At 47.2% G+C, this 14,514-nt stretch carries 18 protein-coding genes, 1 pseudogene and 1 riboswitch; of the genes and pseudogenes, 12 read left to right on the top strand and 7 right to left on the bottom strand.

Features of this window, described 5'->3' with window-relative positions; translation table 11 throughout:
- The first annotated feature begins 175 nt into the window (after positions 1-175).
- The gene (gene fosM / locus ICW23_RS01120; protein WP_016938262.1) at positions 176-598 is read left to right on the top strand and encodes a FosM family fosfomycin resistance protein; all 423 of its coding nucleotides are present in this window, start codon (positions 176-178) and stop codon (positions 596-598) included.
- Between the two features lie 73 nt (positions 599-671).
- On the opposite strand, the gene ICW23_RS01115 is transcribed toward fosM, so the two are convergent.
- Entirely contained in the window at positions 672-980 is a 309-nt protein-coding gene (locus ICW23_RS01115) for a metal-sulfur cluster assembly factor (RefSeq protein ID WP_003155088.1), read from the bottom strand.
- A gap of 62 nt (positions 981-1,042) precedes the next feature.
- Positions 1,043-1,810 carry a prolyl oligopeptidase family serine peptidase gene (locus tag ICW23_RS01110; RefSeq protein WP_045925314.1) on the bottom strand — a complete coding sequence of 256 codons (768 nt, stop codon included), beginning with the start codon at positions 1,808-1,810 and terminating at the stop codon, positions 1,043-1,045.
- 119 nt (positions 1,811-1,929) lie between these two features.
- Here ICW23_RS01110 and ICW23_RS01105 point away from each other — a divergent pair, with 119 nt between their 5' ends.
- From ICW23_RS01105 to ICW23_RS01095, 3 genes are all read left to right on the top strand, one after another.
- Complete coding sequence (locus ICW23_RS01105) at positions 1,930-2,742, top strand: Cof-type HAD-IIB family hydrolase (RefSeq protein WP_045925313.1); 813 nt, start codon at positions 1,930-1,932, stop codon at positions 2,740-2,742.
- An 85-nt stretch (positions 2,743-2,827) separates the two neighbouring features.
- On the top strand, positions 2,828-2,977 hold the full coding sequence (locus tag ICW23_RS01100) for a hypothetical protein (RefSeq protein WP_016938265.1): 150 nt from the start codon (positions 2,828-2,830) through the stop codon (positions 2,975-2,977).
- The gene (locus ICW23_RS01095; RefSeq protein WP_013351795.1) at positions 2,977-3,174 is read left to right on the top strand and encodes a DUF3813 domain-containing protein; all 198 of its coding nucleotides are present in this window, start codon (positions 2,977-2,979) and stop codon (positions 3,172-3,174) included. The genes ICW23_RS01100 and ICW23_RS01095 overlap by 1 nt, the downstream gene beginning before the upstream one ends.
- Positions 3,175-3,210: 36 nt before the next feature.
- On the opposite strand, the gene ICW23_RS01090 is transcribed toward ICW23_RS01095, so the two are convergent.
- A complete protein-coding gene (locus tag ICW23_RS01090) occupies positions 3,211-3,672 on the bottom strand; it encodes a BsuPI-related putative proteinase inhibitor (protein ID WP_016938266.1) in 462 nt (153 codons plus the stop codon).
- Between the two features lie 14 nt (positions 3,673-3,686).
- Positions 3,687-4,529: a YitT family protein gene (locus ICW23_RS01085; protein ID WP_003155101.1), complete on the bottom strand. Its 843-nt coding sequence runs from the start codon at positions 4,527-4,529 to the stop codon at positions 3,687-3,689.
- A 125-nt stretch (positions 4,530-4,654) separates the two neighbouring features.
- On the opposite strand from ICW23_RS01085, the gene ICW23_RS01080 reads away from it, so the two are divergent.
- Both ICW23_RS01080 and ICW23_RS01075 read left to right on the top strand, forming a co-directional pair.
- Positions 4,655-5,506 (top strand): DegV family protein, encoded by an 852-nt coding sequence (locus ICW23_RS01080; protein ID WP_047477747.1) that lies wholly within the window; start codon positions 4,655-4,657, stop codon positions 5,504-5,506.
- Positions 5,507-5,555: 49 nt separating this feature from the next.
- Positions 5,556-5,678: a hypothetical protein gene (locus tag ICW23_RS01075; RefSeq protein ID WP_016938268.1), complete on the top strand. Its 123-nt coding sequence runs from the start codon at positions 5,556-5,558 to the stop codon at positions 5,676-5,678.
- A gap of 168 nt (positions 5,679-5,846) precedes the next feature.
- On the opposite strand, the gene ICW23_RS01070 is transcribed toward ICW23_RS01075, so the two are convergent.
- A complete protein-coding gene (locus tag ICW23_RS01070) occupies positions 5,847-6,743 on the bottom strand; it encodes a CvfB family protein (RefSeq protein WP_173363135.1) in 897 nt (298 codons plus the stop codon).
- Between the two features lie 99 nt (positions 6,744-6,842).
- On the opposite strand from ICW23_RS01070, the gene ICW23_RS01065 reads away from it, so the two are divergent.
- The 5 genes and pseudogenes from ICW23_RS01065 to ICW23_RS01050 all read left to right on the top strand — a co-directional run bounded on the left by ICW23_RS01065 (position 6,843) and on the right by ICW23_RS01050 (position 11,152).
- Positions 6,843-7,334: a YajQ family cyclic di-GMP-binding protein gene (locus tag ICW23_RS01065; protein WP_188153891.1), complete on the top strand. Its 492-nt coding sequence runs from the start codon at positions 6,843-6,845 to the stop codon at positions 7,332-7,334.
- 100 nt (positions 7,335-7,434) lie between these two features.
- Positions 7,435-7,556: riboswitch (SAM riboswitch) on the top strand.
- Between the two features lie 89 nt (positions 7,557-7,645).
- A complete protein-coding gene (locus ICW23_RS01060; protein ID WP_045925308.1) occupies positions 7,646-9,487 on the top strand; it encodes a bifunctional homocysteine S-methyltransferase/methylenetetrahydrofolate reductase in 1,842 nt (613 codons plus the stop codon).
- Between the two features lie 78 nt (positions 9,488-9,565).
- Positions 9,566-9,694 (top strand): annotated as a pseudogene (locus ICW23_RS18850) (GNAT family N-acetyltransferase); the annotation flags it as partial.
- 183 nt (positions 9,695-9,877) lie between these two features.
- Positions 9,878-10,504 carry a pentapeptide repeat-containing protein gene (locus tag ICW23_RS01055; RefSeq protein WP_188153890.1) on the top strand — a complete coding sequence of 209 codons (627 nt, stop codon included), beginning with the start codon at positions 9,878-9,880 and terminating at the stop codon, positions 10,502-10,504.
- A 153-nt stretch (positions 10,505-10,657) separates the two neighbouring features.
- Positions 10,658-11,152 carry a DinB family protein gene (locus ICW23_RS01050; protein WP_188153889.1) on the top strand — a complete coding sequence of 165 codons (495 nt, stop codon included), beginning with the start codon at positions 10,658-10,660 and terminating at the stop codon, positions 11,150-11,152.
- 186 nt (positions 11,153-11,338) lie between these two features.
- Here the strand turns inward: ICW23_RS01050 and ICW23_RS01045 are convergent, their stop codons facing one another.
- Positions 11,339-12,202 carry an AraC family transcriptional regulator gene (locus ICW23_RS01045; protein WP_016938274.1) on the bottom strand — a complete coding sequence of 288 codons (864 nt, stop codon included), beginning with the start codon at positions 12,200-12,202 and terminating at the stop codon, positions 11,339-11,341.
- Between the two features lie 122 nt (positions 12,203-12,324).
- On the opposite strand from ICW23_RS01045, the gene ICW23_RS01040 reads away from it, so the two are divergent.
- Positions 12,325-13,692, top strand: a complete 1,368-nt coding sequence (locus tag ICW23_RS01040; RefSeq protein WP_029575328.1) for an MATE family efflux transporter — start codon at positions 12,325-12,327, stop codon at positions 13,690-13,692.
- A gap of 37 nt (positions 13,693-13,729) precedes the next feature.
- On the opposite strand, the gene ICW23_RS01035 is transcribed toward ICW23_RS01040, so the two are convergent.
- The gene (locus tag ICW23_RS01035) at positions 13,730-14,473 is read right to left on the bottom strand and encodes a squalene/phytoene synthase family protein (protein WP_188153888.1); all 744 of its coding nucleotides are present in this window, start codon (positions 14,471-14,473) and stop codon (positions 13,730-13,732) included.
- Positions 14,474-14,514 lie beyond the last annotated feature (41 nt).

Below are 14,514 nucleotides of genomic sequence, written 5' to 3'. Positions count from 1 at the left end.
GCCCTCTTTTTTCCTTTTTATCCCGATACCGAAAAAAACCCCGAATGCTGGAACACTCGGAGTTTTTTAGTGATTTGTCCTTTTTTCCGCACGCCGGCCTGCAGCGACCGCCGAAAATTTTTTTAGTGGGTATATACTCTTTATATATAATAAACATGTTAAATGAGGTGGGAACGTGAACATAAAAGGAATCAATCATCTTCTTTTTTCTGTTTCAAATTTGGAAAAATCCATAGAATTTTATGAAAAAGTATTTCATGCACAGCTCCTGGTTAAAGGGCAAAAAACAGCATATTTTGATCTGAATGGGCTTTGGCTTGCGCTGAACTTAGAGGCAGATATTCCAAGAAATGAAATACATAAATCCTACACACATACGGCTTTTTCAATTGATCCAAGCGATTTTGATGCAATACATCAAAGGTTAGAAAATCTAAATGTAAATATATTAAACGGACGGCCCAGAGATCAGCAGGATCAAAAATCAATTTATTTTACTGATCCCGATGGACATAAATTTGAATTCCATACAGGCACACTCCAAGACAGACTGTCTTATTACAAAAAAGATAAACCCCATATGACGTTTTATATATAAAGGTTTTATGCAGACAAAAGAAAAGCACCTCCAAACTTTAGGGTGTACCTAAAATCCGGGGTGCATTTTCTTATTACTGAATCCCTAATGCGATTTTCGCGTAGCGTGACATTTTGTCTCTCGTCCACGGCGGATTCCAGACGATGTGAACCTCCGTCTCTTTTACATCCGGAATGTCAGCGAGCGCTTTTTTCACCTCGTCGACGATGATCGGAGCGAGCGGGCACCCCATTGATGTCAGTGTCATTGTAACGTGCGTCAGGCCGTCGTCATCCATATCGACGTCGTATACGAGGCCGAGGTTGACGATATCGACGCCGAGCTCAGGGTCAACGACCTGCTCCAAGGCGCCCATGATGTTTTCTTTTAATGCTTCTTCCACGTTCCATCACTCCTTTTTCCTCAGTATAACGTAAAAACGGCTTTTGTTAACACCTTTGTGCTTTATAAATGCTTATCGAACCAGGCGACGGTTTCTAAAACGGCGTATCTCGGGACTTTATGATCAGCCCGTTCGTCTTTCAGAAACTGAAGATGCTCCGGCCGGCTGCTGTAATGCGGTTTAATCGCCTCATAAAAGCCTCTGGTCGGTGCATACGGTACGACTTTGTCCTGAACGCCGTGCCAGAACAACAGCGGGCGACTGCGGAGTTTTTCCGGTTCCAGGCTGAGATCAAACGGTTTGAGCCGCGCAAACAGTTCATCGACCTGTTCTTTTGTGACGTCAATGTCGATATTCTGCTTTTGAATGTGGTCAATCTGCTGCTGAAAAAATGCCGTGTAGTTCGGGCTTCCCATCAGACTGACCCCGGCTTTGACCCAATCATACGCAGCCATCGCGCCGAATGTCGTTATCCCGCCCATTGACGTGCCCGCAAGACCGATCCGCCCGTCTTCAATCAGACCGCGCGTTTCAAAATCCTTTTTCAGCACGTCAAGCTCCTCGATTTCATTTAATACAATGTCCCAAAAATGGACAGCGAGCTCTTCCGCTGACAGCTGTTCAGCGCGTTCACCGTGGTAAAGAGCTTCCGGCAGCACGGCTCTGAAGCCCTTTTCAGCAAGCAGGTAAGCGAAATGAAGATTATGCTCCTTCGCGCTTGTAAAACCGTGAATAAAGAAAACAAGGGGAGCGGGACGGTCCCGATTTTCTTCTTTTACAATATGTAAAAACGGAATGCCTGATACGGTTTGATGATCAATAAGAATCACGTGACTCCCTCCTTAGGATAACCATAATCATAAGTGTAACATGTAGACAATAAAGATGGTAAAAAGCTACACTGTACATAAGATAAAAACAGCAAATCATATGACAAAAGGAGTTATTTATGGAGACAAAACCTTATCTCATCGCCTTAGATCTGGATGGAACATTATTAAAAGATGATAAAACCATTTCCCCTGAAACAGCACGGACGATTCAGACGCTGAAAGAAGCGGGCCATCATGTCTGCATCTCAACCGGCCGCCCTTTCCGTTCCAGTTCGATGTATTATGACGAGCTTGGGCTGACAACACCGATTGTCAATTTTAACGGGGCGTTTGTCCACCATCCGAAAGACGAGTCATGGGGACGCTACCATACGTCTTTATCTGTCGATGTGGTCAGACAGCTTGCCGAACTTACAGAAACCTATCAAATACATAATGTGCTCGCTGAGGTCATTGATGATGTGTATTTTCATTATCATGATGAGCATTTAATCGAGGCGTTTCATATGAATACGGCGAATGTCACGTTCGGTGATCTGCGTGAAACGGTCAAAGAGGATGTGACGTCCGTATTGATTCACGCGAAGGAAGAGGACGTGGCGGACATACGCGCGCATTTATCCGATGTGCACGCCGAGGTCATTGACCACAGAAGATGGGCAGCTCCGTGGCATGTGATTGAAATTATTAAACACGGGATGAATAAAGCGGTCGGATTGAAGAAAATCAGCGACTATTACCAAGTGCCGAGAGAACGGATCATCGCGTTCGGCGACGAAGACAACGATCTTGAAATGCTCCGGTTCGCCGGGTGCGGCGTCGCGATGGGAAACGGCACAGATGAAGTCAAACAGGCTGCTGACCGCGTCACGGGTTCAAATGAAGCGGACGGAATCGCCGGGTTTTTAAAATCCTATTTCTCCCTATGAGATTTTCCCGCTCATAACCCGAAGCCTTCCGCCCATACTAAAACAGACGACTCATCTCGTCTAAATATGGAAGGGGGACATTGCAATGGGTAAACGAAACAAATCAAAACGGTTTATTCAGCAAGGCAAGGACTCTGTCAGTCTTCATGACGCAAGATTTCCATATCGGTCTACATTAGAGGAAGCACAGCATGATGCAGCAAAAGACGCAGCCGAAAGACAGGTTGACTTTTAATGAGAAACGAACTGTTCTCTCAAGCCAAGTCATTTGTCCAGCAGGCTGTCATGATTGCTAATGGTTTCGAAGACGGCGACCGGGAAAAAGCTGTCTCACGCGCCAAAAATGCCGTGTCTTCCGCGTACGCCAATTCGACGGATGCAGAACGTCAGCAGCTGCACCAATTTCAGGATCAGCTGGAGAAATTGCAATAAAAAAAGGCGCCCCGTCTGGACGAGGGCGCCGCTTTTTTATTTTACTTCAAATGTTTTTACCGTTTTCAGTCTTTTTCCGATCTGATCGGACTTTCCTAAAAACGTCACGGTGACCGTGTATGTCCCCGGTCCGGACGCGTTTTTCCACACATCTGAAAAGTCATACGTTTCATTCGGCATTAAGGTCATGGTCTGAAACGCCTGGGTAAACATTCTGTCTTTTGAATAACGGTACAGTTCTTTGTTCTGTTGATCATGTACGGTCAATTCGAATTTCTGCCCTGAGCTGAATGTGAAATCAATCGGACTTTCGCTTTTGTTTTTTAAAGACATTTGAAATTCGATCTGCTGATCCGTCTGCACAGGATTTACGGCTAATTCCGCTTGCTGTTCATTCATCTCTCCGGATACCTCCTCAGCGGGCTCCTTCTGCCCGGATTGACTGCTGCACCCGATCAGTAAAATGACCGGTAATAACAGGCCAAACAGCCACTTCATTCTATCCGCTCCTATCAGTCTTTTCTGAAGAAACCAAAGATCCCCGTCGTTTGCACGATGTTTGTGAAGGCTTTCGGGTCGACCTCTTTCACGATTTTCTCAAGATCATACAATTCGTACCGCGTGATGACGATGATCATCATTTCTTTCTGTTCGTTTGTGTAAGCGCCTTTTGCCGGCACCGTCGTAATGCCGCGGACCATTTTTCCGTAAATCGCTTCTTTGATTTCATCGGCTTTTTTCGTAACGATCATAGCGGTCAGTTTCATGTGGCGGGTATGAATGGCGTCAATCACCCTTGTTGTGACATAAAGAGCGACAAGGGTATATAATGCTTTCTCCCATCCTTGCAATAATCCTGCCGTCAAAATGATAATCCCGTTCAAAATGAAGAAATACGTGCCGACCGGTTTATCCTTCCATTTGGCCAGCACCATCGACACGATATCAAGACCCCCTGTAGACGCGCCGAATTTCAGCGTTAAACCGATGCCGATGGCTGAGATGACTCCTCCGAATACGGTATTCAGGAGAATATCGTGCGACAGTCTCATTTCCGGAAGAATTCCCATAAAGACGGACGTCAGCGCTACACTTAATATGCTGTATACGGTGAATGATCTGCCGACTTTCAGCCATCCTAACACACCGATGGGAATGTTTAAGAGGAACATGAGAACTCCTGTCGAAATATAAAAAGGGGCGTATTGATCAACGACGCTTGACAGCAGCTGGGCGACACCGGTAAAACCGCTGGCATATACATTCGCCGGTATCAGAAATAAATTCAGCCCCGCCGCATATAGAAACGCGCCGATGACGACGATTGCTAATTTTTTTACTTGTTCAAGTACCATGGCTTGCTCCTCCGCTCATTTTCATTATTAGCTTTTCCCTTAAAACAAAGTTTTGAACACTATTTTGCCACATTTATATGATATAGTTGGCATCACTCTCACCAAATGGAAAGAAGGGAATTATGATGACAGTTCACCTTATTGCTGACAGCGCCTCTGATCTGCCGAAATCTTACATTGAAGAAAACCGGATCGGGTTCATTCCGCTGCACGTAACACTCGACGGAAACGAATATGAGGACGCGGTCACCATTCAGGCGGATCATATATTTCAAGCGATGCGGGATGGGAAAGTCCCGAAAACATCCCAGGCATCACCGGATACGATAAAAAAAGTATTTTTACAATACGCGGAACTGGGAGAGCCGGCGATTTACATTGCCTTTTCTTCAGGTCTTTCCGGCACTTATCAGACGGCCGTGATGGTCGCCAATGAAATCAAAGAGGAATTTCCCGATTTTGATTTACGGATTGTAGATTCCAAATGCGCTTCATTGGGATGCGGCCTCGCGGTGATGCATGCGCAAACACTCTGTGTTAACGGGAATACAATACAAGAAATCGAAACGTCTGTAAAGAGCTTTTGCGCACGGATGAAACATATATTTACGGTCGATGATGTCGCTTATCTCGCGCGGGGCGGCAGGATTTCAAAAACGTCCGCTTTTGTCGGCGGGCTTTTGAACATCAAACCGATCCTGCATGTGGCTGACGGCAGACTCGTGCCGCTCGAAAAATTGCGCGGACAGAAGAAACTGTTTAAACGGATTTTAGAAATGATGAAGGAAGAAGGCGGCGATTGGCCGGATCAAACGGTCGGAATCAGCTATGCCGACAATGAAGAGACGGCGCTTCGCATGAAAGAGATGATTGAAGATGCGTTCGGTCCGAAAGAGATCATTCTTCATTCAATCGGTTCCGCCATCGGCGCCCATTCCGGGCCGGGAACGCTCGCGATTTTTTTCCTGAAGCCATAATTTCCAATGCCGGCGGGCATCCTATCGTAAAGAAGGGAGGCTTTGCCGCATGAAAGATGATGACAAAAAACCGCTGGATAATAACGCCTTAAATCAAAAAAAGAACCGGCTTGCCGAAAAAAACCGGCAGGCGGGAAAAAACCAGAATTCAAAAAAACCGGACCATCTGTAAATGCAAAACAGCCCTCTTACCTTGGAAAAAGAGGGCTGTTTTTTCTGTACGGCCATAAGTGCGCCAGTTACATAGTAAACCGGCGGACCTGATAAATAAATACAGGATATAGCGTTTTGAGGAAATAAAAAACATCGGTTTTTGTTCACCGATGTTTTTGCAGAACATTTATTGTTTTTCGTATGTCCAGCCGTTTTCCTGATACACTTTGCCGTTTTTCATCAGGTGCCCGAGCGCCCGCTTAAAGGCGGATTTGCTTAAATGAAACCGTTCGCGGATATCGTCAGGATGGCTTTTGTCTCCGTAAGGCATTGCGCCGTTTCTTGATCTCAAATAGGTCAGAATCTCTTCTGCGTCAACCGAAAGCGCGTCCTGCTTTCTCGGCAGCAGCGACATGTTGACGGAGCCGTCTTCCTTCACCTCGATGACACGCCCTGTCACGCGGCTGCCGAGTCTCGGCTCTTCCTTTCTTTCTGAAGGGTGAATAAATGCGCGGATGCCTTCATCTGTAATCAGAAAAGAGCCAGATGCGATCAGTCTGTACACCGTGCCTGTCAAGTCTTTATTCATGACGTCTTCCTCTGCATCCGTAAATAATTCACTGATGATATCCTCAGGCGCCGGCTTGGCAAACATGCGTCCGCGGCTTGTCACCTTCAGCATGCAATACAGTCTGTCGCCTTTTTGCGGCCAGACGGATTTGTACGGAGGAAGATGCTCCGTTGCGACAAGCGCGTCTTTCGACAAACCGACGTCGACGAATACGCCCATATCTTCCACTGCGTCCGTCACTTCCACCCATCCGTAATCATAAAAGCTGATGAGCGGCTTTTTCATTGTCGCCGCGAGTCTTTCCTGATGGTCGACGTAAATAAATACGTCCACTTCATCTCTGTCTTCGATATCCTCCGTGATTTCACTGTTATGTAAAAGAACCGTATCCTCGCCGTCCGTTAAAAAATAACCGAAATCGGTCTGGTGATCTATACTAAGCGTGAGCTGCTGCCCTGGTTTCATGTTATCGTCCTTCCTGCTTCGCCCGTCAGAGGCTGATGTTTTTCTCATTTTTTCCAATTCGCACAAATTCATGCTTTGTGCTGTTGGACATTTCTCTTTATTCTACTATAATCAACACATAAGTGAAATGTTATAGGAGGTTTTCTCATGGCAAAAGAAAGTTCTTTTGATATTGTATCCAAAGTTGAATTTCCTGAAGTGCAGAATGCGATTCAGATGACGCTGAAAGAAATCGGCACGCGCTATGACTTTAAAGGATCTAAAAGCGATGTGACTTTAGAAAAGGAAGAACTTGTTCTGATTTCTGATGATGAGTTTAAATTGAATCAGCTCAAGGATGTGCTGAGCGGCAAGCTGATTAAACGGGATGTGCCGACGAAAAACATTGAATACGGCAAAATCGAAAATGCATCGGGAGGCACGGTGCGCCAGCGCGCGAAGCTTGTACAGGGCATTGATAAAGACAACGCAAAAAAAATCAACGCGGTGATTAAAAACTCCGGCTTGAAGGTTAAGTCGCAGATTCAGGACGACCAAGTGCGCGTCACCGGAAAAAATAAAGATGATCTGCAGCAGGTTATTGCAGCCGTCCGCGGAGCAGACCTGCCGATTGACGTTCAATTTATTAATTTCAGATAAATTATGTGATTCCTATTGATTATTGTCTCTATTTTCGGTAAATTTGGAGAAAGGGATTTTCACAGTTAAGTTTTGGAAACCCATGACAATTACATGAACGTTCTTATCAAGAGAAGCCGAGGGACTGGCCCGACGACGCTTCAGCAACCGGTGTAGTGGTTTACCCAAACCATGACCAAGGTGCTAAATCCAGCAAGCTAAAAACAGCTTGGAAGATAAGAAGAGAGACAAATGATTACAAAGTCTTCTTCTTAAGAAGACTTTTTTTATTTCTCTTTTTTCCTTGCTGAATGTGATGAAGGAGGCAAACAATGGGACTATTACAAGACTTAGAAGAACGGATTTTAATCGGAGACGGCGCGATGGGCACTCTCCTCTACTCCTACGGCATTGACAGATGTTTTGAGGAACTGAATGTATCTAAGCCCGATGAGATCAAGCGGATACATAAGGCATACGTGGAAGCCGGTGCGGATATCATCCAGACGAACACGTACGGCGCGAATTTTATTAAGCTCTCCAGATACGGCCTTGAGGATGAAACGAAAAAAATCAATCAGGAGGCGGTCAAAATCGCGCGCGCTTCCTCAGACGGCGCTTATGTATTGGGAACGATGGGCGGCATCCGCACCTTTAACAAAAACGCCTACAGCCTTGAAGAGATTAAACGCAGCTTTCGGGAGCAGCTTTATTTATTGCTGCACGAAGAGCCGGACGGCCTGCTTTTGGAAACATACTATGATTTAGAAGAGGCGCGCGAAGTGCTGAAGATCGCCAGAAAAGAAACGGAACTTCCGATCATGCTGAACGTATCCATGCACGAACAGGGCGTGCTTCAGGACGGAACGCCGCTTCGGGAAGCTCTCAGGTCAATTGCCGATCTCGGCGCTGATATAACGGGAATTAATTGCCGGCTCGGCCCGTACCACATGATTGAAGCGCTCACCGAAGTGCCGATTTTCCGTGACGCTTATTTATCGGTCTATCCGAACAGCAGCCTTCCGTCCTTAGAAGAAGGCCGGCTTGTTTATGATACGGACGATGCCTATTTCAGGGAAAGCGCCGTACAATTCCGTACTCAGGGCGCTCGCATTATCGGCGGCTGCTGCGGCACGACGCCCAATCATATCAGAGCCATGGCTGAAGCGGTTCGCGGACTTTCACCGGTCACTGATAAAGAAGTGAAAATCAGACGGGAAGAAGAAGTCATCTCAGTCCGGGATGAACGGACCGAGCCGGGTTTAAACGAAATCGCCGCGCAAAAACGGTCAATTATCGTAGAGCTTGACCCGCCGAAAAAATTGAATTTTGACAAATTTCTGCAAGCGGCGGCTGAATTAAAGGAAACCGGCATAGAAGCGCTGACGCTCGCCGACAATTCATTGGCAACACCGAGAATCAGCAATGCCGCCTGCGGTTCATTGCTGAAAGAGCGCCTTGATATCCGTTCTCTCGTCCATATTACATGCAGAGACCGCAACATCATCGGCCTTCAGTCACATTTAATGGGGCTGGATACGCTCGGGCTTACCGACATTTTAGCTATCACCGGCGATCCTTCAAAAATCGGCGACTTTCCGGGGGCTACCTCCGTCTATGATTTAACGTCCTTTGACTTGATCAGGCTGATTAAACAATTCAACGAGGGCATTTCTTTATCGGGGAAACCGCTCGGCAAGAAAACAAACTTTTCCGTAGCCGGGGCGTTTAACCCGAATGTCCGTCATTTGGATAAGGCCGTAAAACGGCTGGAGAAAAAAATCGAGTGCGGCGCTGACTACTTCGTGTCTCAGCCTGTCTACTCAGAGCAGCAGCTCATTGACATTCATCATGAAACAAAACATCTCAAAACACCGGTGTATATCGGAATCATGCCGTTAACGAGCAGCCGCAATGCAGAGTTCATTCATCATGAAATCCCGGGCATTAAGCTGTCTGACAGCATCCGCGAAAAAATGGCGCTCGCCGGCGAAGACAAACGGAAGCAGAAAGCCGAGGGCCTCGCCATCGCCAAGTCGCTTCTTGACACGGCGTGCGAATTGTTCAACGGAATTTATTTAATCACCCCGTTTCTCCGTTCTGATTTGACGTCAGAGCTTGCTGCTTATATTAAGCAAAAGGATGAAAAACGGGCCGATGTATATTTGCATTGATAATCAAGAAGCCGCCTGATGTGACAGGCGGCTTTTTATCACAGCAGAAGACACGGCGTACCGCGCGGCATGGCGGCGCTTGTCTGGTGCAACGCCAGATGTCACGTAAAGGGATATTACAAAAAGCTCGGCTGGCAAAGCAACGGCGGCCCCTTTGACATACCCGGCATCGGCCCCCATGTGATCATGTATAAAGAACTCTCCTGAAACAGAAAAAGCCCCCAGAGAAGCACCCTCTGAGGGCTTTTTCATCAGCTTCCGTATTGACGCCTCCCCGCTTTTTTATTACCCTTTGTTCATAAAGCAACATGCAATTCGGCAAGGACACCGGGTATGAAACGATATCTGTCAACTGCTGATCAGCTATTTTTTATGAAAAGGGAGTATGAGATGAATACGATCCAAAAACCGAAAATCCCGAAAGAGCTGCCGGTGCTTTCTTTCGCTGAAGCGCTTCAAGACGATCAGATCAAAGAAGCCGTCATTGAAAACGGCATCATAAGCGGCAAACTGCACGGCCTGCGCGCCGAAAAAGTCATTTTCAGAAATACCATTTTTACAGATGTCTCTTTCAGACATATGGAATGTACGGATGTCTTGTTTGAAAAATGTGATGTTTCAAACGCAGATTTCAGCGGAAGCATCATCCATAGAACAGTCTTTCAGCATTCAAAACTTCTCGGCTTGAATCTGGCCGATGCTGCCATGCGCAACGTACGGTTTGAAGACTGCCTCGCAAATTACAGCTCCTTCAGCTATTCCAATATGAAGCATGTCCGGTTCGACACGTGCGCTCTTACAGAAAGCGAGTGGAATGATGCCGCGCTTGAACACACAGATCTTGAGGCATGTGATCTGAACGGCGCAAACTTCATCGGCACGTCCCTTTTTAACATGGATATCAGCACGTGCACATTTGATCACCTGCATGTCTCACTTGAGAAGCTGAAAGGATGCCGAATCTCTCCGGCGCATGCCGTTACATTCGCAGAAGCGCTCGGGGCCATTGTGACGTGACCTTTTATCAAACGAAACGGCGGATACAGGAGGCCGGCTGCTCGGCATTGGTGATGTGGGGTGCGGCTTTTTATTTTGCGGCGCTTTCTACTCAGATAAAAGGAATTCTCCCAAGCCATGTTGAATGTATCGAAAGGAAAAGGGGGAATTGGAGTGTCAGACATTGTAAAGCTTTATCACTATCACAGATGGGCGAATAAGGAAGTCATCCAGCATCTGAAGACCGTGCCCGCGGCAAGCTTACAGCAGAAACTGCAAAGTGTTTTTCCGACTGTGAACGCCGTGCTTGTGCATATATACCGGGCTGATTTCATCTGGCTTCACGTGCTTTACGGAGAAACTTACGAACAAATCGTCTCGCAATTTGACCAATTTGAAAAGCTCGGCGGAGATTTTGCGGCGATTGAACATAGAATGACTGAGCTGGACAAAGAATACAAAGAATTTTTAAGAAAATTGGAGAACCCGGAAAGTCCGATCTCCATTTCCCATCCGCGTCTGGGATCGCTCCAGACGACATATGCCGATGTGATCCGCCATGTTGTGAATCATGGCACATACCATCGCGGCAATATAACGGCGATGCTTCATCAAATGGGGTATAAAGGCGTGCCGACTGACTACATTTTTTTTTCATACGAATCATAAAAAAGCAAAGGCCAGCTGAGCCTTTGCTTTTTTACTTCGAATCTATCATAAGGCATAGCTGGAAGCGCCCGGGGTAAGCTTTACAGGCCTTCCGGTTTTAAAAGATTCCGTGGCTGCGATCCCGATTTCAAGTTAATCGTGGCATCGGCATGCTTGCTGATCCCTCTTCTGTTCTCTGGTTTTAGGTCAGTCCGTTTTCCGGCTTACGAATTTGCGGTATTCAAGCGGCGAAATGCCTTCAATCTGTTTAAACAGCTTAGAAAAGTAGGTCGGGTCCTCCATGCCGATGGCGTCCGCGATCGCCCCCATTTTGTCATTGGTTGCGGACAAAAGACGCTTCGCCTCCGTCATTCTGACTTTGTTCGTATACTGGCCGGGCGTGACGCCGAGCACCTGCTGCATACAGCGGGTCACATAGTCTTGATTGTAATGAAGAGCCGAAGAGAGCGCTTTGATGGTTGTTTTCTCCTGATAGTGCTCCTGAAGGTACCGGGCGGCCTCCCATGCGACTCTTTCCTTTGCGGACGGGATTTGGAACGCTTCCTTTTGAAGGTGAAGCAGCAGCTCCTCAAACAAAATTTGCTTTCTCAGCGGCAGGTCGGAGTTCTCAGCGCTGTCATCTGTCAGGACACTGAATTGCCCGGCCATAAACTGCGGGCGTCTCACTTTTCCTTTTTGCGGCAAGGACAGGCGGTAGCGGGCCGGCTCTTCAAAACTGCCTTTTTTCCGCCTCAGCTCCGCCCAGTTGTTACCCGCTGTTTCCGTCACCTCATAATCCGCTCCCTCAAAATGAAGCCACGAATAGGAGGTCGTTTCTTCACTGCCTTTTGTTCCGTAATGTTCAAGGCCTGGAGAGAGCAGAATATATTCTCCGGCTTCAACGGAAAAGGCGTTTTCGCTTTCTGTAATGTGAAGGACGCCTTCTTTCACATACAGCAGATCAAACACCGGGAAGACCCGTCTCACATGGGTTTCGCCTTTTTTGAACACCCCTTCTCCCGCAGCGATAAAGACCGGGAACGGAGGGACTGTGAACTCGAGAAAGGTCATATTTTCGGCCCTCCTTTTTAAGTCGGATTTTTGCAAGAAGTTTCGTTTCTCTCCCTTTTTATTATAAGAAAATGGAGGTACACTGTTAAACGTTGATTTTGTCAGGAAAGGGGTTAAAAGAAATGAAACAAGCGATTTTAAAACGGGCTGCATTCAAACAATCTTCTGATCACAAACTCTCATTATACGCGCTGACTTGGCCGATTTTTATTGAGGTTTCATTATATATGTTTATGGGAAACGCCGACACTCTTATGCTTAGCCAATACTCTGACAACAGTGTGGCGGCCGTGGGCGTCAGCAATCAGATCTTAAATTTAATTATCGTGATGTTCAGCTTTATCGCAACGGGTACGACAATTGTGATTTCGCAGTTTTTAGGCTCTAAACAGAAAAAAGAAGCGCAGGAAGTGGCTTATGTATCGATAGGAGCGAACTTCGTCATCAGTCTCGCCATCAGCGCCGCCGTGTTTTTCGCGGCTGTTCCGCTGCTTCATGTCATGGGACTTTCCGATGAATTGATGCCGGATGCCAAAGTCTTTTTGCAGGTGGTCGGCGGGCTGTCATTTATTCAGGCACTGATTATGACGTTCAGCGCCATTTTAAAAAGCTACGGCCATACGAAAGATACGATGTTCGTTACGATTGGAATGAATATATTAAATATTGCCGGAAACTTTCTTGTCATTTTCGGGCCGCTCGGCCTGCCGGTGCTGGGCGTCGCCGGAGTTGCGATGTCAACGTCCATCGCGCGGATCATCGGACTGATCGCGATGATTGTGATCGTCAAAAAACGCATCGGACTCGGTCTGACATGGAAAAAGATCTTTCACGTTCATAAAGAGCACTTGCGGAAACTCCTAAAAATCGGGATTCCGTCTGCAGGTGAACAGCTGTCTTATAACATTTCACAAATGGTTGTCACTTATTTTATCGCCATTATGGGCGCCCAGGCGCTTACAACAAAGGTATATACACAAAACATCACCATGTTTATCCTGCTGTTCGGAACGGCGATCAGCCAAGGCACCCAGATTTTGATCAGCAGGTACATCGGCGCCAAACAGTTTGACGACGCTTATGACCGCTGTATGAAAAGCCTGTACTGGGCGCTTGGCATTGCCGCTATGACATCGGTTATCATGACCTTGTTTTCAAAGCAGCTGATCGGAATTTTCACAAGCAGCCCTGATATTATTGCGACGGCGAGCATGCTGATTGCCATGACAATCATTCTTGAGCCCGGCCGTTCATTTAATGTCATTATCATCAACTCGCTCCGGGCTGCCGGAGATGCAAAATTCCCCGTCTATATGGCGATGATTTCCATGTGGGGCATCGGTCTGCCTCTCGCTTACCTGTTCGGCATCCATTTCGGATTGGGGCTTATGGGGATTTGGATTTCATTTATCGCGGATGAATGGGTCAGAGGCATTCTCATGTACAGAAGATGGCGGTCACGGATTTGGATTCAAAAAGGGATTGCATAAACGCCCGAAGCTTCATTATGAAGCCGGGGCGTTTTTTTTATGCTTGAGAAAGCCGTTTTCTCATGCCTTCGAGCTCTGACCGGTAATGAGTCAGCAAACCGGTAACGGCGGGCCTTGAGTATAACGGAAACAGCTCCAGCTCTTCAGACGCCTCCTCAAAATACGCCTCGGCTTCGAATGCGATATACTCCCATACATTCACAAAAGCTTTGTTGATCGTGCAGTTCTCCAGCTCTTCTTCCGTATAGCCGAATTGCGCCATCACCTGACGCGGAAGGCGCTTTTTCATCCGCTCATCCGCACAGACCCCGGTGAGAACCCGGCTCAGCTGAATGGCAGCTCCTAATGAAACGGCTGCATGGCGGAGTTTCTCTTGATTTCGGCGAGCGCAAACCGGCAGCAGAAGCAGGCCGAGGGCTCCGCCTGTTTGGCCCGCGTACATCAGCAGGTCGTCAAACTCTTGGCAGGTCTCTTTTTCTCTGTCAGACCTTTGACCGGCGATAAACTCACGTAACGGTTCTTCTTCGAGTGCAAATTGCTGCTTCACATCGGCGAGCGCTTTCCACAAAAAGCCGTCGGCGCCTGTCCCGTTCATAAAGTCTTGTGCTGCCTGTTCAAATCCCTCAAACTCCCGGACATCCGCAAGCTGCTCAGCTTCATGAAACAAAGCCAGCACCGCCCACGCGGCCCCTCTGTTTTTTGGGGGCAGAGATGAAAAGATCCGTTTATATAAAGGAAAGTGCGCCTCGGCAAGCTGCGCGCATGTTTCGTATTCGGTCATGGTATCACTCCTCTGTTTTTTAGTGTACCATATGTTTCACA

The sequence above is a fragment of the Bacillus sp. 1021 genome, from assembly GCF_014534735.1.
Taxonomy (GTDB): Bacteria; Bacillota; Bacilli; order Bacillales; family Bacillaceae; genus Bacillus; species Bacillus siamensis.
Note: the sequence above shows the minus strand (reverse complement) of the source record. Positions and strands in the feature narration are given on the sequence as shown.

Bases quoted from the DNA above. Each gene is read 5' to 3' on its own strand.
- ICW23_RS01105 (WP_045925313.1), top strand. From the start codon at position 1,930: ATGGAGACAAAACCTTATCTCATCGCCTTAGATCTGGATGGAACATTA.
- ICW23_RS01100 (WP_016938265.1), top strand. From the start codon at position 2,828: ATGGGTAAACGAAACAAATCAAAACGGTTTATTCAGCAAGGCAAGGAC.
- ICW23_RS01095 (WP_013351795.1), top strand. From the start codon at position 2,977: ATGAGAAACGAACTGTTCTCTCAAGCCAAGTCATTTGTCCAGCAGGCT.
- ICW23_RS01090 (WP_016938266.1), bottom strand. From the start codon at position 3,672: ATGAAGTGGCTGTTTGGCCTGTTATTACCGGTCATTTTACTGATCGGG.
- ICW23_RS01085 (WP_003155101.1), bottom strand. From the start codon at position 4,529: ATGGTACTTGAACAAGTAAAAAAATTAGCAATCGTCGTCATCGGCGCG.
- ICW23_RS01080 (WP_047477747.1), top strand. From the start codon at position 4,655: ATGACAGTTCACCTTATTGCTGACAGCGCCTCTGATCTGCCGAAATCT.
- ICW23_RS01075 (WP_016938268.1), top strand. From the start codon at position 5,556: ATGAAAGATGATGACAAAAAACCGCTGGATAATAACGCCTTAAATCAA.
- ICW23_RS01070 (WP_173363135.1), bottom strand. From the start codon at position 6,743: ATGAGAAAAACATCAGCCTCTGACGGGCGAAGCAGGAAGGACGATAAC.
- ICW23_RS01065 (WP_188153891.1), top strand. From the start codon at position 6,843: ATGGCAAAAGAAAGTTCTTTTGATATTGTATCCAAAGTTGAATTTCCT.
- ICW23_RS01060 (WP_045925308.1), top strand. From the start codon at position 7,646: ATGGGACTATTACAAGACTTAGAAGAACGGATTTTAATCGGAGACGGC.
- ICW23_RS01055 (WP_188153890.1), top strand. From the start codon at position 9,878: ATGAATACGATCCAAAAACCGAAAATCCCGAAAGAGCTGCCGGTGCTT.
- ICW23_RS01045 (WP_016938274.1), bottom strand. From the start codon at position 12,202: ATGACCTTTCTCGAGTTCACAGTCCCTCCGTTCCCGGTCTTTATCGCT.
- ICW23_RS01040 (WP_029575328.1), top strand. From the start codon at position 12,325: ATGAAACAAGCGATTTTAAAACGGGCTGCATTCAAACAATCTTCTGAT.
- ICW23_RS01035 (WP_188153888.1), bottom strand. From the start codon at position 14,473: ATGACCGAATACGAAACATGCGCGCAGCTTGCCGAGGCGCACTTTCCT.